22 protein-coding genes are annotated in these 22058 nt (G+C 60.4%); 10 read left to right on the top strand and 12 right to left on the bottom strand.

The features are described 5' to 3' along the window. The first annotated feature begins 124 nt into the window (after positions 1 to 124). Entirely contained in the window at positions 125 to 2866 is a 2742-nt protein-coding gene (gene acnA, locus BFL40_RS09035; RefSeq protein ID WP_071483638.1) for an aconitate hydratase AcnA, read from the top strand. Positions 2867 to 2956: 90 nt separating this feature from the next. Here the strand turns inward: acnA and BFL40_RS09040 are convergent, their stop codons facing one another. Continuing rightward, positions 2957 to 3895, bottom strand: coding sequence for an aspartyl/asparaginyl beta-hydroxylase domain-containing protein (locus BFL40_RS09040; RefSeq protein ID WP_071483639.1), 939 nt, complete (start codon positions 3893 to 3895; stop codon positions 2957 to 2959). A gap of 237 nt (positions 3896 to 4132) precedes the next feature. Beyond that, entirely contained in the window at positions 4133 to 5107 is a 975-nt protein-coding gene (cysK, locus tag BFL40_RS09045; RefSeq protein ID WP_071483640.1) for a cysteine synthase A, read from the bottom strand. Between the two features lie 211 nt (positions 5108 to 5318). On the opposite strand from cysK, the gene BFL40_RS09050 reads away from it, so the two are divergent. Together BFL40_RS09050 and BFL40_RS09055 are read left to right on the top strand one after the other, a co-directional pair. Continuing rightward, positions 5319 to 6164 carry an AAA family ATPase gene (locus tag BFL40_RS09050; protein WP_003210690.1) on the top strand — a complete coding sequence of 282 codons (846 nt, stop codon included), beginning with the start codon at positions 5319 to 5321 and terminating at the stop codon, positions 6162 to 6164. An 11-nt stretch (positions 6165 to 6175) separates the two neighbouring features. Further along, positions 6176 to 7354 carry a vWA domain-containing protein gene (locus tag BFL40_RS09055; protein WP_071483641.1) on the top strand — a complete coding sequence of 393 codons (1179 nt, stop codon included), beginning with the start codon at positions 6176 to 6178 and terminating at the stop codon, positions 7352 to 7354. Between the two features lie 147 nt (positions 7355 to 7501). Here the strand turns inward: BFL40_RS09055 and BFL40_RS09060 are convergent, their stop codons facing one another. From BFL40_RS09060 to BFL40_RS09070, 3 genes are read right to left on the bottom strand one after another with little or no spacing between them, the layout of a single operon-like run. Next, positions 7502 to 8410, bottom strand: a complete 909-nt coding sequence (locus BFL40_RS09060) for a 5-oxoprolinase subunit C family protein (RefSeq protein ID WP_071483642.1) — start codon at positions 8408 to 8410, stop codon at positions 7502 to 7504. Beyond that, positions 8407 to 9111 carry a 5-oxoprolinase subunit B family protein gene (locus BFL40_RS09065; protein ID WP_071483643.1) on the bottom strand — a complete coding sequence of 235 codons (705 nt, stop codon included), beginning with the start codon at positions 9109 to 9111 and terminating at the stop codon, positions 8407 to 8409. Before BFL40_RS09065 ends, BFL40_RS09060 begins: the two co-directional genes overlap by 4 nt. Further along, positions 9108 to 9848, bottom strand: a complete 741-nt coding sequence (locus tag BFL40_RS09070) for a 5-oxoprolinase subunit PxpA (protein ID WP_071483644.1) — start codon at positions 9846 to 9848, stop codon at positions 9108 to 9110. The genes BFL40_RS09065 and BFL40_RS09070 overlap by 4 nt, the downstream gene beginning before the upstream one ends. 175 nt (positions 9849 to 10023) lie before the next feature. Between BFL40_RS09070 and BFL40_RS09075 the strand changes: the two genes are divergently transcribed. Next, a complete protein-coding gene (locus BFL40_RS09075) occupies positions 10024 to 10944 on the top strand; it encodes a LysR family transcriptional regulator (protein ID WP_071483645.1) in 921 nt (306 codons plus the stop codon). Positions 10945 to 10991: 47 nt separating this feature from the next. Here BFL40_RS09075 and BFL40_RS09080 read toward each other — a convergent pair whose 3' ends face one another. The 3 genes from BFL40_RS09080 to BFL40_RS09090 are packed head-to-tail and all read right to left on the bottom strand — an operon-like array spanning position 10992 to position 12889. Beyond that, on the bottom strand, positions 10992 to 11534 hold the full coding sequence (locus tag BFL40_RS09080; protein WP_071483646.1) for a DUF2937 family protein: 543 nt from the start codon (positions 11532 to 11534) through the stop codon (positions 10992 to 10994). 11 nt (positions 11535 to 11545) lie between these two features. Further along, complete coding sequence (locus tag BFL40_RS09085) at positions 11546 to 12322, bottom strand: class II glutamine amidotransferase (protein WP_071483647.1); 777 nt, start codon at positions 12320 to 12322, stop codon at positions 11546 to 11548. Between the two features lie 30 nt (positions 12323 to 12352). Then, positions 12353 to 12889, bottom strand: coding sequence for an MFS transporter (locus BFL40_RS09090; RefSeq protein ID WP_071483648.1), 537 nt, complete (start codon positions 12887 to 12889; stop codon positions 12353 to 12355). A 21-nt stretch (positions 12890 to 12910) separates the two neighbouring features. Here BFL40_RS09090 and BFL40_RS09095 point away from each other — a divergent pair, with 21 nt between their 5' ends. Then, on the top strand, positions 12911 to 14965 hold the full coding sequence (locus BFL40_RS09095) for a S9 family peptidase (RefSeq protein WP_071483649.1): 2055 nt from the start codon (positions 12911 to 12913) through the stop codon (positions 14963 to 14965). Positions 14966 to 14975: 10 nt separating this feature from the next. Here the strand turns inward: BFL40_RS09095 and BFL40_RS09100 are convergent, their stop codons facing one another. Further along, positions 14976 to 15260, bottom strand: coding sequence for a hypothetical protein (locus tag BFL40_RS09100; RefSeq protein WP_071483650.1), 285 nt, complete (start codon positions 15258 to 15260; stop codon positions 14976 to 14978). A gap of 78 nt (positions 15261 to 15338) precedes the next feature. On the opposite strand from BFL40_RS09100, the gene BFL40_RS09105 reads away from it, so the two are divergent. After that, entirely contained in the window at positions 15339 to 16025 is a 687-nt protein-coding gene (locus tag BFL40_RS09105; RefSeq protein WP_058411058.1) for a spermidine synthase, read from the top strand. Between the two features lie 1025 nt (positions 16026 to 17050). Here the strand turns inward: BFL40_RS09105 and BFL40_RS09110 are convergent. Then, the gene (locus tag BFL40_RS09110) at positions 17051 to 17971 is read right to left on the bottom strand and encodes a ParB/Srx family N-terminal domain-containing protein (RefSeq protein ID WP_071483651.1); all 921 of its coding nucleotides are present in this window, start codon (positions 17969 to 17971) and stop codon (positions 17051 to 17053) included. 150 nt (positions 17972 to 18121) lie between these two features. Between BFL40_RS09110 and BFL40_RS09115 the strand changes: the two genes are divergently transcribed. The 3 genes from BFL40_RS09115 to BFL40_RS09125 all read left to right on the top strand — a co-directional run bounded on the left by BFL40_RS09115 (position 18122) and on the right by BFL40_RS09125 (position 19552). Continuing rightward, positions 18122 to 18496, top strand: a complete 375-nt coding sequence (locus BFL40_RS09115; protein ID WP_003210675.1) for a YajD family HNH nuclease — start codon at positions 18122 to 18124, stop codon at positions 18494 to 18496. A 170-nt stretch (positions 18497 to 18666) separates the two neighbouring features. Next, positions 18667 to 19134 (top strand): RNA methyltransferase, encoded by a 468-nt coding sequence (locus tag BFL40_RS09120; protein WP_003189607.1) that lies wholly within the window; start codon positions 18667 to 18669, stop codon positions 19132 to 19134. 67 nt (positions 19135 to 19201) lie between these two features. Continuing rightward, positions 19202 to 19552, top strand: coding sequence for a YgaP family membrane protein (locus tag BFL40_RS09125; protein WP_071483652.1), 351 nt, complete (start codon positions 19202 to 19204; stop codon positions 19550 to 19552). Between the two features lie 36 nt (positions 19553 to 19588). Here the strand turns inward: BFL40_RS09125 and BFL40_RS09130 are convergent, their stop codons facing one another. Both BFL40_RS09130 and BFL40_RS09135 read right to left on the bottom strand, forming a co-directional pair. Continuing rightward, a complete protein-coding gene (locus BFL40_RS09130; protein ID WP_071483653.1) occupies positions 19589 to 20809 on the bottom strand; it encodes a hypothetical protein in 1221 nt (406 codons plus the stop codon). A 13-nt stretch (positions 20810 to 20822) separates the two neighbouring features. Continuing rightward, positions 20823 to 21272, bottom strand: a complete 450-nt coding sequence (locus tag BFL40_RS09135; protein ID WP_003172524.1) for a YcgN family cysteine cluster protein — start codon at positions 21270 to 21272, stop codon at positions 20823 to 20825. Between the two features lie 153 nt (positions 21273 to 21425). Here BFL40_RS09135 and BFL40_RS09140 point away from each other — a divergent pair, with 153 nt between their 5' ends. Continuing rightward, positions 21426 to 22019 carry a nitroreductase family protein gene (locus tag BFL40_RS09140; protein ID WP_071483654.1) on the top strand — a complete coding sequence of 198 codons (594 nt, stop codon included), beginning with the start codon at positions 21426 to 21428 and terminating at the stop codon, positions 22017 to 22019. Positions 22020 to 22058: the final 39 nt, after the last annotated feature.

Below are 22058 nucleotides of genomic sequence, written 5' to 3' on the forward strand. Positions count from 1 at the left end.
AGTTCGGAACCTGGGACTTAACCATAGAGTCCAGTTATTAGCCTGCTAATCAAAACAGGGCTAACGTGATAGCTCTGTTCGTCCCGTCAGGTCCGTAGCCGTGCGGACCATAAGGAGTCATGTCATGTCATCGCTTGATAGCCTGAGAACCCTTAAAACACTGGAAATAGACCGCAAGACCTACCACTACTTCAGCCTGCCCGAAGCCGCCAAGAGCCTGGGTGACCTGGACAAGTTGCCGATGTCGCTCAAGGTGCTGCTGGAAAACCTGCTGCGCTGGGAAGACAACAAGACCGTCACCGGCGCTGATCTCAAGGCCATTGCCGCCTGGCTCAAAGAGCGCCAGTCCGACCGTGAGATCCAGTACCGTCCCGCTCGCGTACTGATGCAAGACTTTACCGGCGTACCCGCCGTGGTCGACCTGGCCGCCATGCGCGCCGCCGTGGCCAAGGCCGGTGGCGACCCGCAGCGCATTAACCCGCTGTCGCCGGTAGACCTGGTGATCGACCACTCAGTGATGGTCGACAAATTCGGCAACGCCAGCGCGTTTGAACAGAACGTCGACATCGAAATGCAGCGCAACGGCGAACGCTACGCCTTCCTGCGCTGGGGCCAAAGCGCCTTCGATAACTTCAGCGTGGTGCCACCGGGCACCGGCATCTGCCACCAGGTCAACCTCGAATACCTGGGCCGCACCGTGTGGACCAAGGACGAAGACGGCCGCACCTACGCCTTCCCCGACACGCTGGTGGGCACCGACTCCCACACCACCATGATCAACGGCCTGGGCATACTCGGCTGGGGCGTGGGCGGTATCGAAGCGGAAGCGGCGATGCTCGGCCAGCCGGTGTCGATGCTGATTCCGGAAGTGATCGGCTTCAAGCTCACCGGCAAGCTCAAGGAAGGCATTACCGCCACCGACCTGGTGCTGACTGTCACCCAGATGCTGCGCAAAAAAGGCGTGGTGGGTAAGTTCGTCGAGTTCTACGGCGACGGCTTGGCTGACCTGCCCCTGGCCGATCGCGCCACCATCGCCAACATGGCGCCGGAATACGGCGCCACCTGCGGCTTTTTCCCGGTGGATGACGTGACGCTGGACTACCTGCGCCTGTCGGGCCGCCCGACAGAAACCGTGAAACTGGTTGAGGCCTACACCAAGGCCCAAGGTCTATGGCGCAACGCCGGCCAGGAACCCGTGTTCACCGATACCCTGGCGCTGGACATGGGCAGCGTCGAAGCCAGCCTCGCCGGGCCGAAACGCCCGCAAGACCGTGTCTCCCTGCCTAACGTCGGCCAGGCCTTTACCGACTTCCTTAACCTGCAGTTCAAACCGGCGAATAAGGAAGAAGGCCGCCTGGAAAGTGAAGGCGGTGGCGGTGTTGCCGTGGGCAATGCCGACCTGGTCGGGGAAGTCGACTACGAAGAGGATGGCCACACCTATCGCCTGAAAAACGGCGCAGTGGTCATCGCTGCCATCACGTCCTGCACCAATACCTCCAACCCCAGCGTGATGATGGCCGCCGGTCTTGTCGCGAAAAAGGCCGTGGAAAAAGGCCTCACCCGCAAACCCTGGGTGAAAACCTCACTGGCACCTGGCTCCAAAGTGGTCACCGACTACTACAAGGCGGCGGGCCTGACCCACTACCTGGATAAACTCGGTTTCGACCTGGTGGGCTATGGCTGCACCACGTGCATCGGCAACTCCGGCCCATTGCCTGCGCCGATTGAAAAAGCCATCCAGAAAGCCGACCTTGCCGTCGCCTCGGTATTGTCTGGCAACCGCAACTTCGAAGGCCGTGTGCACCCTCTGGTGAAAACCAACTGGCTGGCCTCGCCGCCGCTGGTGGTGGCCTATGCCTTGGCCGGTACCGTGCGCATTGATATCAGCAGCGAGCCGCTGGGTAATGACAAGGACGGCAAGCCGGTGTACCTGAGGGACATCTGGCCAAGCAGCAAAGAAATCGCCGACGCGGTGGCCCAAGTCAGCACCGGCATGTTCCACAAGGAATACGCCGAGGTGTTTGCCGGTGACGAGCAGTGGCAAGCCATTGAAGTGCCGCAGGCCGCGACCTACGTATGGCAAAAGGACTCCACCTACATCCAGCACCCACCGTTCTTCGATGATATTGCAGGCCCCCTGCCGGTGATCAAAGACGTCAAGGGCGCCAATATCCTGGCTCTGTTGGGCGACTCGGTAACCACCGACCACATCTCCCCCGCCGGCAATATCAAGACCGACAGCCCCGCCGGCCGCTACCTGCGTGAGCAAGGCGTGGAACCACGCGACTTCAACTCCTACGGCTCACGCCGGGGTAACCATGAAGTGATGATGCGCGGCACCTTCGCCAACATCCGTATCCGCAATGAAATGCTCGGCGGCGAGGAAGGCGGCAATACGCTGTATATCCCTACCGGCGAGAAGATGGCGATCTACGACGCCTCGATGAAGTACCAGGCATCGGGTACGCCGTTGGTCGTGGTTGCAGGCCAGGAATACGGTACGGGTTCGAGCCGCGATTGGGCGGCCAAGGGTACCAACCTGCTGGGAGTCAAAGCGGTGATCGCCGAGAGTTTCGAGCGGATTCACCGCTCCAACCTGGTAGGCATGGGCGTGCTGCCGTTGCAGTTCAAGCTGGATCAGAACCGCAAGGTGCTCAAGCTGACCGGTAAGGAGAAGGTCGACATCCTCGGGCTGACCGATGCCGAGATCGAGCCTCGGATGAACCTGACGTTGGTGATTACGCGGGAGGATGGCAGCAGCGAGAAGGTCGAGGTGCTGTGCCGGATTGATACGCTCAATGAAGTGGAGTATTTCAAGGCGGGTGGCATCTTGCACTATGTGCTGCGCCAGTTGATCGCTTCCTAAGCACGACGCAGCGTCCACAGTTTTGATCGCATTACAGGCATAAAAAAAGCGCCGTATCTCTCGATACAGCGCTTTTTTATTTAGCGTGATTTAGCCGAACAACCAGCGCCACAACAGCACCAGGACAACGACAGCCAACACCGGCCGAGCAATCCGATAAGCCTTGGGATACTTGCGCTTCCACTGTTTGACCTTGCCGCTGAACTTGTCGCTGAAGGTTTTGCTCCAGGCATACGCCTGGTTGATCCCGCCAACACGTTCGTCGTCCAGGTTCTGCGGCGCGGTAGCGCGACCCAACTGCTTGCTGACCCAGCGATTGATGCGCGTCATCAGGCGGCTGCTCAGCGGGCGTTCGATGTCGCAAAACAGGATCACGCGGGTGTGCTCGGTTTCGTTCTTGACCCAGTGCACATAGGTTTCGTCGAACATTACATCTTCACCGTCGCGCCAGGCGTAGACCTGGCCGTCGACGAAAATGCGGCAGTCATCAGAGTTCGGCGTGGACAGCCCAAGGTGATAACGCAGGGAACCGGCAAACGGGTCGCGGTGCGGGTTGAGGTGGCTGCCGCCCGGCAATAGCGCGAACATCGCGCCCTTGACGTTGGGGATGCTGCTGACCAGGGCTACGGTTTTCGGGCACAGCGCCTCAGCCGATGGCAGCGGTTTGTCGTACCACTTAAGGTAAAAACGCTTCCAGCCTTTCTTGAAGAACGAACCAAAACCGGCATCGTTGTTCTTTTCCGCGGCGCGAATGTAACCCTCGTCGAACAGGTGCATGGCCTCTTCGCGGATCACTTCCCAGTTGTCCTTGAGCACGTCCAGTTCCGGGAACTTGCTGCGGTCCAGGTACGGCTTGGACGGCACGGCCGAGAACAGGTACATCAGGGCGTTGTAGGGGGCGAACAGCGCCGAATGGTTGACGAACTGACGCAGCAACGGCAAACGGGCCTTGCCGCGCAAGTGCACGTACAGAATGCTGCCGATAAACAACAGCAACACCGACAGTTTGGCGGCCAAAGAAAAGGTCATGCAGCAACTCCTGGAAATAAGCGCCTGGCCAACAGCAGACGTAGCAGCAGGCCATAATAAACACTTGGGCCATTATGCAGAAGGCCTGGGGAGACTGGCTGACACAAATCAAACCGACCGATCGTTCCCACGCTCTGCGTGGGACTGCATCCCGTGACGCTCCGCGTCACCACAACCGTAGGACGCGGAGCGTCCAGGGCGGCATTCCCACGCAGAGCGTGGGAACAATCACGATCGTCAAGCCTGGTTTTCTTGCTCGGTAAACAAATCGCTGAACAACATGCTCGACAGGTAGCGCTCACCGGAGTCCGGCAGAATCACCACGATGGTCTTGCCCTGCATTTCCGGCTTCTCGGCCAGGCGCACCGCCACGGCCATCGCGGCACCACAGGAGATACCGCACAGAATCCCCTCTTCCTGCATCAGGCGCAGGGCCATGGCTTTGGATTCGTCATCGGTCACCAGTTCAACGCGGTCAACCATCGACAGGTCGAGGTTTTTCGGTACGAAACCGGCTCCGATGCCTTGGATCTTGTGGGCGCTGGGCTTGATCTCCTCACCGGCCAGCGCCTGGGTAATGACCGGCGAAACCACCGGTTCCACCGCTACCGACAGAATCGACTTGCCCGCAATGTTCTTGATATAGCGCGACACGCCAGTGATGGTGCCGCCAGTGCCCACGCCTGCCACCAAGACATCCACTGCGCCATCGGTGTCGTTCCAGATTTCCGGACCGGTGGTTTTCTCGTGGATCGCCGGATTCGCCGGGTTTTCAAACTGCCCCGGCATAAAGTAGGTGGCCGGGGCGCTGGCGACGATCTCGGCGGCTTTTTCGATAGCGCCTTTCATGCCCTTCGTCGGCTCGGTCAGCACCAGCTCGGCACCCAAGGCCTTGAGCACTTTACGCCGCTCGATACTCATGGACGCCGGCATTGTCAGCAGCAGCTTGTAGCCACGGGCGGCGGCGACAAACGCCAGGCCGATGCCGGTGTTGCCCGACGTCGGTTCCACAATGGTCATGCCCGGTTTGAGTTTACCGGTGCTTTCCGCGTCCCAGATCATGTTTGCGCCAATGCGGCACTTCACCGAATAACCCGGGTTACGCCCCTCGATCTTGGCCAGGATGGTCACGCCACGCGGTGCGATGCGGTTGATCTGAACCAGGGGCGTGTTACCGATGGAGTGCGCGTTGTCTGCAAAGATACGGCTCATGACGGGTCCTTAAGGCAATTTCAAGAAGGTCCCAAGGGTATGCCTCGTCTTCCGAAGCGTCCAGTCAGAGAAATGTTGCGTCCCGCGTCTATACCGTTGGAGAACCCAACCAAAGTGACCGGCCATTCAGAGACTGAATAACCCGTCTGCGTTCACAGTCGCCGGGGCCGCGCGGTATAGTCGGGCATTGCTGATTTTCGAGGAATGACCGATGAAGTTCGAAGGCACCCAGGCCTATGTTGCCACCGATGACCTGAAACTGGCCGTCAACGCCGCCATCACTCTGGAGCGGCCGTTGCTGGTCAAGGGCGAACCCGGCACCGGCAAGACCATGCTCGCCGAGCAACTGGCCGAATCCTTCGGCGCCAAGCTGATTACCTGGCACATCAAGTCCACCACCAAGGCGCATCAAGGCCTGTACGAGTACGACGCGGTCAGCCGCCTGCGCGACTCGCAGCTGGGCGTCGACAAAGTGCACGACGTGCGTAACTACCTGAAGAAGGGCAAGCTCTGGGAGGCGTTCGAGTCCGAAGAGCGGGTGATTTTGCTGATCGATGAAATCGACAAGGCCGACATCGAGTTCCCCAACGACCTGCTGCAAGAGCTCGACAAGATGGAGTTCTACGTCTACGAAATCGACGAGACCATCAAGGCCAAGAAACGCCCGATCATTATCATTACCTCCAACAACGAGAAAGAGCTGCCGGACGCCTTCCTGCGCCGCTGCTTCTTCCATTACATCGCCTTCCCCGACCGCACTACCCTGCAAAAAATCGTCGATGTGCATTACCCAGACATCAAGAAAGACTTGGTCAGCGAAGCGCTGGACGTGTTCTTTGACGTGCGCAAAGTGCCGGGCCTGAAGAAAAAGCCTTCAACGTCCGAACTGGTGGACTGGCTCAAGCTGCTGATGGCCGACAATATCGGCGAAGCCGTGCTGCGCGAACGCGACCCTACCAAAGCCATCCCGCCGCTGGCCGGTGCGCTGGTGAAGAACGAGCAAGACGTGCAGTTGCTGGAGCGCCTGGCGTTCATGAGCCGTCGCGGTAACCGATAAGGGCACTTGCCATGTTGCTCAACCTGTTCAATGAAATGCGTGCAGCCAAGGTGCCGGTGTCGGTGCGCGAGTTGCTGGACTTGATCAACGCGCTGAAACAGCGCGTGACCTTCGCCGACATGGACGAGTTTTACTACTTGGCCCGGGCGATCCTGGTGAAGGACGAACGGCATTTCGACAAGTTCGACCGAGCGTTCGGTGCCTATTTCAACGGTCTGGAAAAACTTGACGATCACTTGCAGGCGCTGATCCCCGAAGACTGGCTGCGCAAGGAATTCGAACGTTCGCTGACCGATGAGGAACGCGCACAGATCCAGTCCCTTGGCGGCCTGGACAAGCTGATCGAAGAATTCAAGAAACGCCTCGAAGAACAGAAAGAACGCCACGCCGGTGGTAACAAGTGGATCGGCACCGGTGGCACCAGCCCGTTTGGCTCCGGCGGCTACAACCCGGAAGGCATTCGCGTCGGCGATGCCGGCAAGCGTCAGGGCAAGGCGGTGAAGGTCTGGGACCAACGCGAGTACAAGAACCTCGACGATCAGGTGGAACTGGGCACACGCAACATCAAGATCGCCCTGCGCCGCCTGCGCAAATTCGCTCGTCAGGGTGCGGCCGAAGAGCTGGACATCGACGGCACCATCGACCACACCGCCCGCGATGCCGGATTGTTGAATATACAAATGCGCCCGGAGCGGCGTAACACCATCAAGTTGTTGCTGCTGTTCGACATCGGTGGCTCGATGGACGCGCATGTGAAGATCTGCGAAGAGCTGTTCTCCGCGTGCAAGACCGAGTTCAAGCACTTGGAGTATTTCTACTTCCACAACTTCGTGTACGAGTCGGTGTGGAAGAACAACCAGCGCCGCACGTCGGAACGCACCTCTACCCAAGACCTGCTGCACAAGTACGGCGCGGATTACAAAGTGATCTTTATCGGCGATGCGTCGATGGCGCCGTATGAAATCACCCAGGCCGGCGGCAGCGTCGAGCACTGGAATGAAGAGGCGGGGTATGTGTGGATGCAGCGCTTCATGGCCAAGTACAAAAAGCTGATCTGGATAAACCCGTATCCGAAGGACACGTGGGACTTTACGGCGTCGACGGGGATTGTGCGGGAGCTGGTTGAAGATCAGATGTATCCGCTGACGCTGCGCGGGTTGGAAGAAGGCATGCGCTTTCTCTCCAAATAAACACAGGTCTACATGTGGGAGCGGGCTTGCTCGCGAAGGCAGAGTGTCAGTCGCTGAATTTTCTGACTGATCCACCGCATTCGCGAGCAAGCCCGCTCCCACATTTTGAATTAGATCGTTCCCACGCGGAGTGGGAACGATCAAGGCTCAGCGAAACCGCTGTAGAAATTCCATGTGCTGCCGATAAGCCGTCTCCTGCACCACCGGTGCCAACCGCACTTTCTCCCCCGGCAGACACTGCGCCAGCCGCGCCAACGCCAACGGCGTCAAAGCGCCCAGTCGCGGATATCCCCCAATCGTCTGCCGATCATTGAGCAACACAATCGGCTGCCCATCCGGCGGCACCTGGATCGCCCCCAACGGAATCCCTTCGGAAATCAACGACGGGCCCAGGTACTGCAACGGCGTGCCCAGCAGGCGCATGCCCATGCGGTCCGCGCGGCTGTCCAAGGCCCACTCGGTGTTGAACGCATCGAACAGGCTTTGGCCGCTGAACTGGCCGATTTGTGCGCCGACGATAACGTCCAACGGTGCCTTGGCAGGCAGGCTTGGATCCCTCAATACCTTCATCGCCCCGCCAGTGCCGGAATACGCCAAGCGCCCGCCTTCGGCCAGCGCCTTGCCAAAACCATCAACCCCGCCTAACTCCTCACGCACCACCGTGGCACAACTGCCCAGCACATCCGGCGCATCAAACCCGCCCGGCGCCGCCAGGTAAGCCCGCGCACCGCTGAACGGCTGGGTAAAACGCAAACGCTGGCCCTTTTGCAGGATAAAACTGCGCCCCGGGCTGATGGCACGCTCGTCGATGTACGCGCCCAGATCCGCACCGGCCAATGCCAGCAAACAATAGTCCTCGGCCTGCACGGTAAACCCGCCCAAGGTGATTTCCACCACAGGCGCATCCAGCGTATTGCCCAGCAACCAATTGGCCCAGGACATCGACACCCAATCCAGCGCCCCGCCCTGGGTTACGCCCAAGTGACGCACGCCAAAGCGACCAGCGTCTTGCAGCAGGCACAGCGGGGTGCTGGCCTCGATGATCAAGCGGCTCATGCCTGCGCCTCCAACGGCGTGTCATCGCCACCCAGGTTGATAAATTCGGCGTGGCTGACTGCCTCAAAGCGCACCGTATCGCCGGGCTGCATCAGGCTGTAGCCATCGCGCTCGCGGTCGAACAGTTTGGCCGGGGTGCGGCCGATCAGGTTCCAGCCGCCCGGAGACACCACCGGGTAGGCGGCGGTTTGCCGCTCGGCGATACCCACGCTGCCAGCGGCCACACGCTTGCGCGGGGTGTTGAGCCGTGGTGTGGCGAGAACTTCATCCACCAACCCCATAAAGGCAAAACCGGGGGCGAAACCGAGGGCGAACACCTGGTATTGGTGGGCGCTGTGACGGCGGATCACTTCGTCTGCCGTCAGGCCACTGCGTTGGCTGAGCAAGGTCAGCTCCGGGCCGACGCTCACGTCGTACCACACCGGCAGCACGTGGCACTGGCCGCTGCCCTGGGCCTGGGGTTGCAGGTCAGTGAGCGCCTGGTCGATCAGTTCCCGTGCCTGGGCCGGGCTCAACGCGGTGAGGTCGTAATGCACCATCAACGTGGTGTAGGACGGCACCAGATCCACCAGTGCTGCGCCAAAACCATTACGCAGGCTCTGAGTGGCAGCGAGCATCCACGGCATATTGTCTTCGGCAATCACATCAAACAGGCGCACCATCAGACAGTCGATGGCCACCACTTCGATCCGTGGCTTCATGCTGACTTCAACGCCTCGCGGATGCGCTGCACGGCGGCGATCGAGCTGGCGTTGTCGCCATGCACACAGAGCGTGTTGGCCTGTAACACCAAGGCGCTGCCATCGCTGGCGGTCAGAGGTTCGCCAAGGGAAATGGTCAGGGCTTGCTGGACAATGGTCTCGGCGTCGTGATGCACGGCGCCCGGCAACTGCCGGGAGACCAAATGCCCCTTGTGGTCATAGGCACGGTCGGCGAAGGCCTCAAACCACAGGGTTACACCGTATTCATCGCCCAAGGCCTGAGCCGCGCTGTTGTCGCGGGTGGCCAGCAACATCAAGGGCAAGTCGCCATACGCCGCCACGGCCTGGATCACCGCTCGCAGTTGAGTGGGGTTGGCCATCATGTCGTTGTACATCGCGCCATGGGGTTTGACGTAGCCGACCCGCCCGCCTTGCGCCCGGCAGATGCCGTCGAGGGCGCCGATCTGGTAATGCAACAGGTCCTGGATTTCCTGGGGCGTGTAAGTCATGGAGCGGCGGCCGAAACCTTGCAGATCCTGGTATGCCGGGTGCGCGCCCACTTGCACGCCGTGCTTGAGGGCCAGGCTGACAGTCTTGCGCATGATGCTCGGGTCGCCGGCATGGAAACCGCAGGCCACGTTGGCGCAATCAATGAACGGCATGACCTCGGCATCCAGACCCATGGTCCAGTTGCCAAAACTTTCGCCGATGTCACAGTTCAATAAAAGACGGCTCACGGTGGTGCTCCTGCAGGCTTTGTATTTTTTGTAGTGTGGGATTTTTTACGCAGAACTCGCAACTTGTCCTTACACCCCAACGACGCTTATCGTGGAATGGCTCGATTTTTGGCGTTTGCCCGGTGCGGCGTCCAACTAATAAAAACCGATCCATGCATAAGAAAAAGTTGATCCCATGAATTTGAAGTTCCTCGAAACCTTCGTCTGGGTGGCCAAGCTCAAGAGCTTTCGCCTGACCGCCGAAAAGCTGTTCACCACCCAAGCCTCGATCTCCAGCCGCATCGCCGTGCTCGAAAGCGAGTTGGGAGTGAAGCTGTTTCTGCGCGACTCACGCGGTGTGAGCCTGACCCCGGAAGGCTTGAAGGTGCTCGATTACGCCGAGCAGATGATGGTGACCATGCAGGGCCTGAAGCAGTCCCTGGAAACCACCAGCAGTAAGGTCGGGCGGATTCGGATCGGCGCAATGGACACAGTGATCCACACCTGGCTCAGCCCGCTGGTGGCCGAATTGATGGACCACTTCCCGCTGGTGGAAATCGAGTTAGTCGCCGATACCGCACTGAACCTCAGCGATCAGCTGCAAAAAGGCTTCCTTGACCTGATCCTGCAAACCGACCTGCTGCGCCTGGAAACCGTGCGCAGCCTGGAACTGGCCAGCCACCCCATGGCCTGGATCGTCGCCAGCCAATCCATCTACAACCGCGACTACGCCTCCCTCGCCGAACTGGCCCAGGAGCGCATCATCACCTACTCGAAAAACTCCCACCCGCACCAGGACGTACTGAGCCTGATGCAGGCTAACGGCGTGGCTGCGCCGCGGATGAACTGTGTGAACTCGGTGTCGGCGATCACCCGCTTGCTGCGCGATGGCTTTGGGATCGGTGCACTGCCGCCGGTGCTGGTCATCGAGGAGTTGGCACGCGGGGAATTGGTGATGTTGCCGATGACGCAGCGATTGCCGAATTTGCAGGTGGTGGTGTCGTGGCGTGTGGGGGTGGAGTTGGTGGAGGATATTGTGGGGCTGTGCCAGAAGGTGGTGGCACGGTATGCCGAGGAAGTCGGTGAAGACCGGATAGTGCTAAGCCAACCAACATAAAACTGTGGGAGCTGGCTTGCCTGCTCCCACAGTTGACCGAGTCAGGCTTAGAGCCCCTTCAGGTCACGCTCTTCAATCGGCCGGCTCTGGCGCAGGCGCTTGCCGCCCAACACCACCCAGTCGATCAATCGGAACAGGCATTCGATGCCGAATGACAACAGCATCGCACCGCCCAATCCCCAGCCCATGGCTTCGGGGGTCAGCAGGATCTGGTAGCTGTAGCCGTTCCAGGTTTCCTGGCGAATAGCCGGGTCAGCGGCCACCGCCACTTGCAGGGCGCGGATGTACCACGGGCCTTGCATCGCCTGGAATTGCTTGTCCAACGCCACTTGGCGATCAAGCAAGGTGCCCAGGCTGTTGGCATCACTGCGAAACACCGGGTCATCGCTGGCGCGGTAATGGGCGACCAGGGCCTGCAAATCGCCGTTGAAAAATTGCTGTGCCGTGGCGTCAAAGCCGCGCAGGCCGGTCTGGGCCTCAATCAGATGGGCCTCGACGCGCTTGGCGTAGTCGTTGATAAACCCCGGCACCTGCACGCCAACCAACAAGCCAATGGCAAACAGCACCAACCGCAGATAGCTAAGCAACATGGACGATATCCTTACTCGGTGATGCCCTGGCTGACGCATTCACCGCGTCGCCACAGGCTCCATTGGCCCGGTTCGTAGCGGGTCCAGTTTTCGTTGTCGGTCAAAGGCTCGGTGGCAATGACCGTCACCACATCATTTGGCGTGGTTTCGGCCTGAAAATCGACGATCACGTCGACATCTTTCAAGCGCGCCGGGCCAAAGGGTGCGCGCCGGGTAATCTGCGCCAATTTGGTCGAGCAGTAGCAAAACAGCCAGTCGCCATCACTGAGCAGGCAGTTGAACACGCCTTTGCTGCGGTATTCGGAACAGGCGGCGATCAGGTCCGGCAGCACGTGTTCGATGTCTACCGGCTCCGGGAAGGCTTCGCGCACACGGTTGAGCAGGTCACAGAACGCCGCTTCGCTGTCGGTATCGCCCACCGGGCGATAGAACGTGGCGCGCGGGTTGAAGTCCGCCAATTGGCCGTTGTGCGCGAAGCACCAGTTGCGGCCCCACAATTCGCGCACGAACGGATGGGTGTTGGACAAGCACACCTTGCCCACATTGGCTTGGCGGATATGGCCAATCACCACTTCACTTTTGATGGGGTAACGCTGCACCAGCAGCGCGACTTCCGACTCGCTGCTGGCGGCCGGGTCCTGGAACAGACGCAGGCCACGGCCTTCGTAGAAGGCGATGCCCCAACCGTCGCGGTGGGGGCCGGTACGCCCGCCCCGCTGCATCAGACCGGTAAAGCTGAACACAATATCGGTGGGGACGTTGGCACTCATGCCCAATAATTCACACATGCCAGGGCTCTCGCTGCAGGGCGGACAACGTTAAAGGCGCGGTTCGACCCGCATACCGCCGACAGGCGCCGGGCGACGAAAAGGCTCATCTTCATCGTCTTTCGGCTCGGCAGCCAAGGCTGCATCAGCAGCAGCCTTACGCTCACGGCGGGCCTTGGCGGCACGCTCGATGGGCCAGCGGATCAGCACGATCACGATGTAAACGCCAAAGGCGATCATCGTGTACATGAACAGATCGGAAATGGCCCGCCAGGCGTTATTGCCGACCTTAAGCACCAAGTCCAGGGCAGTAATGGCGACAGCCGGTGCAAACTGGGTCTTGACCGGGTCGACGATGGTCGGGCTGAACAGCAGCACCGCCACCAGCAATTGCAGCGGCTCGCGCAGCCAGCGCCAGATCCAGCGGGTCATGCGGCACCACACCAACAGGCAGCCCAAAGCGGCAAAGGCGTAAAGGCCCCAAGCGATCAGATAGTCGTTCTCGGTCATGGTGTCCATGGCAAGGTAGGCAAACAGGCCGCTATGATAACGGCTTTTGCGTGTCGCGGCTGCAATGCCTGCCACCATCCGCCAGACAGAGAGTGATCCATGCCTTCATCGACCCACATCACTGCCGCCCCGATTGCCCGCAAAGCCCCAGGCCAGGACCCGTACGCCTGGCTGCAAGAGCGTGACAGCCCTGAAGTGCTGGATTACCTCAAAGCCGAAAACGCCTGGCAGGAAGCCCAACTCGCCGATCAACACGCGCTGCGTGAGACCCTCTTCGAAGAGATCAAGGGCCGCATCCTCGAAACCGACCTGTCCCTGCCCTCCCCTTGGGGCCCTTATTTGTATTACACGCGCACCACTGCCGGTGACGAATACGCCCGCCACTACCGCTGCCGCCGCCCGGCCGACGACAGCAACCGGGTAGACGAAAGCAACGAAGAGCTGCTGCTGGACCCGAATGTGCTGGCCAATGGCGGATTTTTCTCCCTCGGCGCGTTCAGCATCAGCCCCGATCACCAGCGCCTGGCCTACAGCCTCGACACCAGTGGCGAAGAGATTTACACCCTGTACGTGAAGGAGTTGGCCACCGGCAAGGTCAGCGAACTGGCGTTCGAAGACTGCGACGGCAGCATGACCTGGGCCAATGACAGCCTGACCCTGTTTTTCGGCGAACTGGACGACACCCATCGCCCCCACAAGCTGTATCGCTATCGTTTGGACGGCACGGCGGCGCAGGAAGTGTTCCATGAGCCCGACGGCCGTTTCTTCCTGCATTGCTACCGCTCAAGCTCCGAGCGCCAGTTGCTGCTGGCCCTGGGCAGCAAGACCACCAGCGAAATCTGGGCCCTGGACGCCGACCAGCCGCACCTGGACTTCGCCTGCCTGGCGCCACGGGTCGAGGACCATGAGTACGATGTCGACCACGGTAAACTCGATGGAGAGTGGACCTGGTTTATCCGCAGCAACCGTGACGGCATCAACTACGCGCTGTTCGTGGCCGCCGACACCGGCAACGTGCCGAGCCAGGATGACTGGCAAAACCTGATCCCCCACAGCGATGAGGTGATGCTCGACGGCGTGACCCTGAACGCCAGCGCCATGACCTTGAGCCTGCGCATCGGCGGCCTGCCGGTGATCGAAGTGCATCCACAAGGTGTGCCGGCCTATCGCGTGGAATTGCCTGACGCCGCTTACAGCCTCTACGTGCAGAACAGCCTGGAATTCCCCAGCGACAACATCCGCCTGCGTTATGAAGCCCTGAACCGCCCGGCCCAGGTGCGCCAGCTGGAACTGGCCAGCGGCGCGCAACAGGTGCTCAAGGAAACCCCGGTACTCGGCGTGTTCAACGCCGACGATTACGTCAGCCAGCGTTTATGGGCCACCTCCGCCGATGGCACCCAGGTGCCGATCAGCCTGGTGGTCAAGCGCGATCAACTCGGCAAGCCGACGCCGCTGTACCTTTACGGTTACGGTGCCTACGGCTCGAGCCTCGACCCGTGGTTCTCCCACGCGCGCCTGAGCCTGCTGGACCGTGGCGTGGCATTTGCCATCGCGCATGTACGCGGCGGCGGCGAGCTGGGCGAAGCCTGGTACCGCAACGGCAAGCAGGAACACAAACAGAACACCTTCAGCGACTTTATCGCCTGCGCCGAGCATTTGATCGCCGAGGGCCTGACCACGGCCAAGCAACTGGCGATCAGCGGCGGCAGCGCCGGTGGCCTGTTGATCGGCGCCGTACTGAACCAGCGTCCGGAGCTGTTCCAGGCGGCGATTGCCGAAGTGCCGTTTGTCGACGTACTCAACACCATGCTCGACCCGGAACTGCCGCTGACCATCACCGAGTACGACGAGTGGGGCAACCCTGAGGAGCCTGAGGTGTACGCGCGCATCAAGGCGTACGCGCCGTACGAAAACGTCAGCGCCCAGGCTTACCCCGCCACGCTGGTGATCGCCGGTTACAACGACAGCCGCGTGCAGTACTGGGAGGCGGCCAAGTGGGTGGCCAAACTGCGTGCGACCAAGACAGACGACAACCTGCTGCTGCTCAAGACCGAACTGGGCGCCGGCCACGGCGGCATGAGCGGTCGCTATCAGGGATTACGTGACGTGGCGCTCGAATATGGATTTGTTTTCAAGGCGCTGGGTTTGATCTAACAACGCCGTTTTAACCGCCAGGCGTCTTCGGCTTGCTGTCATTTTGCAGCAGGCCGGGCACCGTCTGATCTTTCGGTGGCGTCGGCAACACGATCGGCACCAGCGCAGGCGCGCCGTTAGCGGTGGCCTTGGGCGCCACGGGCGGAGTGACTTGCGGATACAACGTCGGTGTCGGCGTGCCCGGCGCACCGGGGGTGGGTGCGGGCGCGACCGGTACGGTTTGCGCCTCCTGAGCCTGCGCCGTGCCCAATGTGAGCGCGCCGAGCACAATGACCGTTAGAATGCTGCACTTCATCGATGGCTCCATGGCCTGACTGGAATACCGTAAGGCTACTCCCAACCGCGCAAGAATGCCCTTCTCAATGAGATTTCCATGAAACGTTTCGTTCTGCTGGACACCACCCCGATCCCCGACAACGGCGGTGCCTTGTGCCTGTTCGAATACGGCGAGGACTTTGTGATCAAGATCCAGGGCGGTGATGGCGGCCAGTTGATGAACACGCGCATGCACGGTTCCGAAGACGCCCTAGCGGAGATCCCTTGCCGCAAAGTCGCCGGGCGCCCGGGTTCGCGGGTGTTGATCGGCGGGTTGGGCATGGGTTTTACCCTGGCCTCGGCGCTCAAGCATCTGGGCAAGACTGCCGAAGTGGTGGTGGCGGAATTGGTGCCCGGCGTTGTGGAGTGGAACCGTGGGCCGTTGGGGGAAAAGTCCGGGCGCCCATTGTTGGACCCGCGCACGGTAATCCGCATGGAGGACGTGGCCAAGGTACTGCAGGCGGAGCCGCAAGGTTTTGACGCGATCATGCTCGACGTCGACAACGGCCCCGAAGGCCTCACACAAAAGGCCAACAGTTGGCTGTATTCCGCCGGTGGCCTGGCTGCCTGCGCCAAGGCCCTGCGGCCCAAGGGCGTGCTGGCCGTGTGGTCGGCCAGCGCCGATAAGCTGTTCAGCGACAAACTGCGCAAGGCCGGTTTCAAGGCCGAGGAAGTGCAAGTGTTTGCCCATGGCAACAAGGGCACTCGGCACACCATCTGGATTGCCGAAAAGCTCAAGGGCTGATCACCTGAAGACCCCATGTGGGAGCGGGCTTGCCCGCGATAGCGGTAAGCCAGTCACTCTGTAGCTGACACTGCCATCGCAGCATAGGTATCTACACATCTCTTTATGGCTTGGGCCCTGTGGTTGTCGCGGGGCCGCTGAGTACATATCCGTTTTTGGGGTAATGGCGGCTTATGGTTTCGCCCTTACGGCGACTCACTTTGGAAAAGCCCCAAAGTAAGCAAAGGGCTCTTGCCCCACCACTCGGCACCTCGCCTAGGCTCGGTGTGCCCGCACTCCGGCACGGCTGCGCGGGTCGCCGCGATGGGCCATCCCTGGCCCAGCGCGGCTAAACCGGCATCCTTGCCGGTTTACCCGCTCCACCGTGCCTACTTGCGGCCAGCGTGGTTTAACGGGGCGCCTAAGATCAAGATCAACAGCAGATCAAAAGCAGAGCACGGCGGCCTGAAAGCCGACCTGAGTGGTGTAGATCAAAAGCGGTAAAACATGTGGGAGCGAGCAAGCCCGCTTCCACATTTTCAATATCCATACATCAGGGATGACTGCATTCTGCCCTGCTTCTGATCTGGCTTTTGCTCCACACCACTCAGGTCGGCTTTCAGGCCGCCGTGCTCTGCTTTTGATCTGCTTGTGATCTTGATCTCAGGCGCCCCATTAACCACGCTGGCCGCACGCAGTCTTGAATCCGTGGGTAACCCGGCAGGACGCCGGGTTAGCCGCGCTGGGCCAAGGATGGCCCATCGCGGCGGCCCACGGATTCAAGACTGCGTGCGGGCACACCGAGCCACAGCGAGGTGCCGAGTGGTGGGGCAAGAGCCCTTTGCTTACTTTGGGGCTTTTCCAAAGTGAGTCGCCGTAAGGGCGAAACCATAAGCCGCCGTTACCCAAACAACGGATATGTACTCAATCTACCTAAGGAAAGTGCCCCACCCGAAGCTCCCTCCCCACGGTTTAGCGCCATTCCAAGAGATGTGTAGATACCCATGGCCATCGCAGGCAAGCCAGCTCCCACATTGTGTCCTGCACTAGTTCAGAGAATTGCGGTAATCGATCACGTACGGCACTTTTTTGTCGAAGGTCTTCTCAAGCTCCCCACGGTCAAGCTTTGTCATGCCACCCAGTTGATGGGCGGTGAAACCGCTGTCGCCAACCTGAGAGCCCGGCGCCAGGCTGACCATGCGTTTGGCGACGGCTTCGATGGCGTTTTTGTAGCCGCCTTTCTTATTCAGATTGAAAGCGCTCAGATCAATCTGCGTGCGCAGCCAGTTACCCCAGTAAAACTCCAGAAACTCCGGCGCGATCGCGCCATCGTCCGGCTTGCCATAGGCGGCCTTGCGAGTGAAATACACCAGGCTGCGGAAGGTGTCGTCCTGCAAGCTCTTGAAACCCAAGTGCGTCGGCAGCTGTTCAGGTGGCAGAGTCTGGCCCTGATTGTCCTTGAGCCAGACCTTGCGCGCCGCCTCCATGCGATGCCAGAAGGTGGCCAAGTCCGGGCTGTTGCTGAAGTCATCGGTGACCTTCACCCACATTTTCAACTGAGAGCCACCGCCGGGCACTTCCCACAAGGTGGTGAAGCTATGGTGACCATCGGTCAGGTACAACTGGCCGCCAGGGCCGACCACCACCGTTTTCATGTCATCGGGGTGGGTGCCCACCGGGTCCTTGCAGGTAAAGCTGGCAGGTTTGTGCAGATCAGCGTTTTTAGGCACTTTGTCGGCGTCACCCTGGCCGTTGGTTTCACAGTATTCGTCGAAGACCTTGGCGGGCTTGTCGGCGAACAGCCCCAGGCTGTAGTAAATCTGGTCGAAGCCCACCACGGCTTGAGTCGGATGCAGTTGTTCGAGGGACACCTCGATCATTTGCCCAGGCTTGGGCGTCGAGAATGCCTGGGCTTGTGCGGCCAGTACGCAGAGTAGAAGTGCAGCGGTCCATGTGTGCAAACGCATAGGTTTCAGATCCTTATGAATGGAGTGAGCCGATACTACAAACGATCACCGATGCCAGGCAGTACCGTTGTTTAAAAAGCCAGCGGTCATTTGCAGCGCGAGCGGCTAGAATCAACCCTATCCGTGAACCCCAAATAGCCAGGAGCCATGATGAGCTCGACCAACCCGCCCTCCCACACCGCCAAGCTGGACCGCATCCTCGCCGATGCCCAGCGCGACCGGGAAATGGGCTACCGCGACAAAGCCTTGAAGATGTACCCCCACGTGTGCGGCCGCTGCGCCCGTGAATTCGCCGGCAAGCGCTTGAGTGAACTGACCGTACACCATCGTAACCACAATCATGATGACAACCCCCAGGACGGCTCCAACTGGGAGTTGCTGTGCCTGTACTGCCACGACAACGAACACTCACGCTACACCGACCAGCAGTATTTCGGCGAAGGCTCCACCAGCAGCCCGACGATTGCCAAGGCCACGCATAACCCGTTTGCGGCGTTGGCTGGGTTGATGAAGAAAGACGACTGAAGGTCTTCGCTGCCTGTCAGGACCTCATCGCAGGCAAGCCAGCGCCCACAGGGGAATGCATTCCAAATGTGGAACTGGCTTGCCTGCGATAGCGATCGCCCAAACAACACATCTCTCGATACCGGCCGCATCCCGTATAATTGCCGTTTTTCTCCAAGGCACCCTTCCCCGTGGGCAATAAACGCTACAGCTGCATCGGTCTGTATAACCCCAAATCCCCCGAAAACGTCGGTTCGGTGATGCGTGCCGCCGGTTGCTACGGCGTGGCCTCGGTGTTCTACACCGGCGTGCGTTACGAGCGCGCCCGGGATTTCATCACCGACACCAAGAAGGTCCATCACGACATTCCGCTGATCGGCATCGATGACCTGAAAAAGATCCTGCCGCTGGGCTGTATCCCGGTCGCAGTGGAATTGGTGGAGGGCGCCCGTCCGCTGCCCGAATACACTCATCCTGACCGTGCGCTGTATATCTTCGGCCCCGAAGACGGCTCCCTCGATAAAGAGATTCGCGACTGGTGTGAAGACGTGGTGTATATCCCGACCACCGGCTGCATGAACCTTGCCGCCACCGTCAACGTGGTGCTCTACGACCGCCTGGCCAAGGGCAACAACACCCGCTCGGGCCCCAAGTACTGATTTTTCGGGAACATCCGGCGCCTGCAAACAGTCAGCTACTTACACTTGCCTTTGTTGGAGACAGATCATGAGCGACAGCAAAACCCTGCGGCCTATCATCGAACACACGCCATTTGAAACCCAGCCCACGCAAAACGTGCAGGGCTGGGAACGTATCGGCTCAGTGGCTGGCGGCGTGATGATGGTTGGCAAAGGCCTGCGCCGTGGCGGGATTTTCGGGCTGATCCAGGTGGCGATCGGCGGCGTGGCACTGGTGCGCGGCGTCACCGGGCACAGCTCGTTCAAGGACAAGCTGGACCAGGGCCGCCAGGAAATGAACAGCGTACGCACGAAGATCGAACGCGCTGGCGAAGAGTTGAAAAACTTGAAAACCAAGGCGGAAGTAGCCGCTGAAAAGGCCACCAAAACCACAGCCTGAATACGATGCAAAATGTGGGAGCTGGCTTGTTTGATGTCAGTGCAGGAGCTTGTTATCCAGCACCACCGATGACTCGCCGATGATGCTCTCAGCCAACTGCACAAACTCTGGGGTGGTGGTGCTGTTCGCCCGCATCACCGCCTGCGCCAGATCATCCAGTGAGCGCTTGTTGTGGGTTTTCACGCGGATCTCGCGATCCAGCTCCTGCAGCACCAGCACCGCCCGCGCCACGGTTGCAGCGCTGACGTGCTCGCCCCTTAGCGTGGTGACGTCCCTGCCCTCCTTGGTTAACCGCGCCTGTATTGCCGCATACCGCTCATCGGTAATGCCACCGGCACGTCGCACCAGCTCAATAGCGTAATACTCCCCCAAGCCCTCGCCGATCCAATCACTGCTGTCGTGATCGTTGAAACGGCCGATGGCTTGTACCACTTCGCGAATCAACGGGCTGCTGCCGTTTTCGCTGACCAGCGGCGTGCGACTGTTGAGGTAGATCGAGTCCCGCGACGAAAACACGCCACGGCGCATCGGGTCGCTGGCACCCACCACTAATAGCTTCGCCGGGTGACGCGGGAACGCGGCCTCGACTTGGGGCCAAACGAACGTCAGCAACGTGATCACCTCCATTCGGTGCATGGCCTGCCCCTTGGGCGAGGCCACGGTGACTTCGGTTTCGCCCAGGCGCACGCGACGGCTGCCGAGGGTGCCGGCGAGCATCCAGCCGGTGGGGCGGTCGAACAGACGGGAGACGTTGTCGATGCGAAATTTGTTTTTGCCGATGCGCGGCCAGGCGGTTTCGACACTTTTCCAACCCGAGGGCAGTTCGAACACCAAACGTGACACCAACTCGACGCCATCCTGCTGATCGAGACGGGCAGTCGGCACCAGGTCTTCACCCCGAAACAACGCCCAGTTCGGGGTCATGCGGGCTTCATAGATGCCTGGCTTGCGCGCATGGGTGAGGCGTACACGGTAGGTCAGGCTGGCCTTGTCGGCGCTGGGCTGCCACAGGCCACGGCTGCCGGTGACTTTCCATTGCCCGTCGGCCTTGAAGTCGCTGTAGTCACCGCCACGCCCCAGGTCGAAGTTCAAGCTGCGCACTGCCGAGCCTTGGGACAGGCTTACGCGCACTTCGGCCTGATCGCTCAGGGGCAGCAGTTTGACGTGATAATCCAAATCGACTTTCTTCGCGCACCAGCCAGGCGTGCTCAGCACCAGCAGCACCAAGATCGCCGCCAGCTTGGTTCCCCCCCTCATACACACTCCTCTTTCAGCCCGCGCGGAAGATCAGGTAATCCTCCCAGTCGTCTTCGGGCACGCTGCCTTCGCTGAGCATGCGCCCGGACTGGGAAATGCGTTCGTGGTGCACGGCGTCGCGGTCACCGCAGACCAGGTGATGCCATAGCGGCAGGTCCTTGCGCTCGCTGACCAGGCGGTAGCCGCAGGTCGGCGGCAGCCATTTGAACTGGTCGGCCTGGCCCGGGGTGAGTTGGATACAGTCGGGCACTGAAGCACGGCGGTTAGGGTAGTCGGTGCACTGGCAGGTTTTCAGGTCGAGCAGTTTGCAGGCGATGCGCGTGTAATAAACGCTGTTGTCGTCCTCATCCTCAAGCTTTTGCAGGCAGCACAGGCCACAGCCATCGCACAACGACTCCCACTCCTCCTGATCGAGGTGTTCAAGGGTTTTGCGTATCCAGAAAGGTTCGACTTTGGCGGCCATGGCTCTACATCAGTATCGGTAGGTGAAAAGGCCGCCAGTCTAGTGCCACAGGCCCTTGGGGCCAAGCGCTTACGACTGGCGGTGTAACAACACTTGTCAGTCTAGTGGGCGCGCAGTAGCTTTGAACGCCGAATTGACCCTCAGGAACAGCTCATGAGCACCAACCCACGCGTTGCCGATCATCCGATCCACACCCAATTCACTGAGCGCTGGTCGCCTCGCGCTTTTACCGGCGAGAGCATCCCACAAGACACGCTGCTGAGCTTCTTCGAAGCGGCACGCTGGGCACCGTCGGCCTACAACTCGCAGCCATGGCGTTTTCTCTACGCGCGCCGTGACACGCCGAACTGGGAGCGTTTCCTGGGCCTGCTGAATGAATTCAACCGTGGTTGGGCGCAACACGCGTCGGCCCTGGTGATCATCGCCTCGAAGACCGACTTCATCGCCCCCGGCGCCACCGAAGAAACCCCGGCGCTGTGGCACACCTTCGACACCGGCTCGGCCTGGGGCCACTTGGCGCTGCAAGCCAGCCTCAGCGGCTGGCACACCCACGGCATGGCCGGTTTCGATCAGGAGCTGACCCGCAAAGAGCTGAAGATTCCAGAAGGTTATGCGCTGCACGCGGCTGTGGCCGTGGGCAAGCTGGGTGACAAATCGACCTTGCCTGAGTACCTGCAAGGCCGTGAAGTACCAAGCCCGCGTCAACCGTTGAGCGAGTTGGTTTCAGAAGGTGACTTCAGCCTGTAAGACTTGCTGAGATCCCATGTGGGAGGGGCGGTGCGACGA

Origin of the sequence: Pseudomonas costantinii (assembly GCF_001870435.1) — a bacterium.
GTDB classification, from domain to species: Bacteria; Pseudomonadota; Gammaproteobacteria; order Pseudomonadales; family Pseudomonadaceae; genus Aquipseudomonas; species Aquipseudomonas costantinii.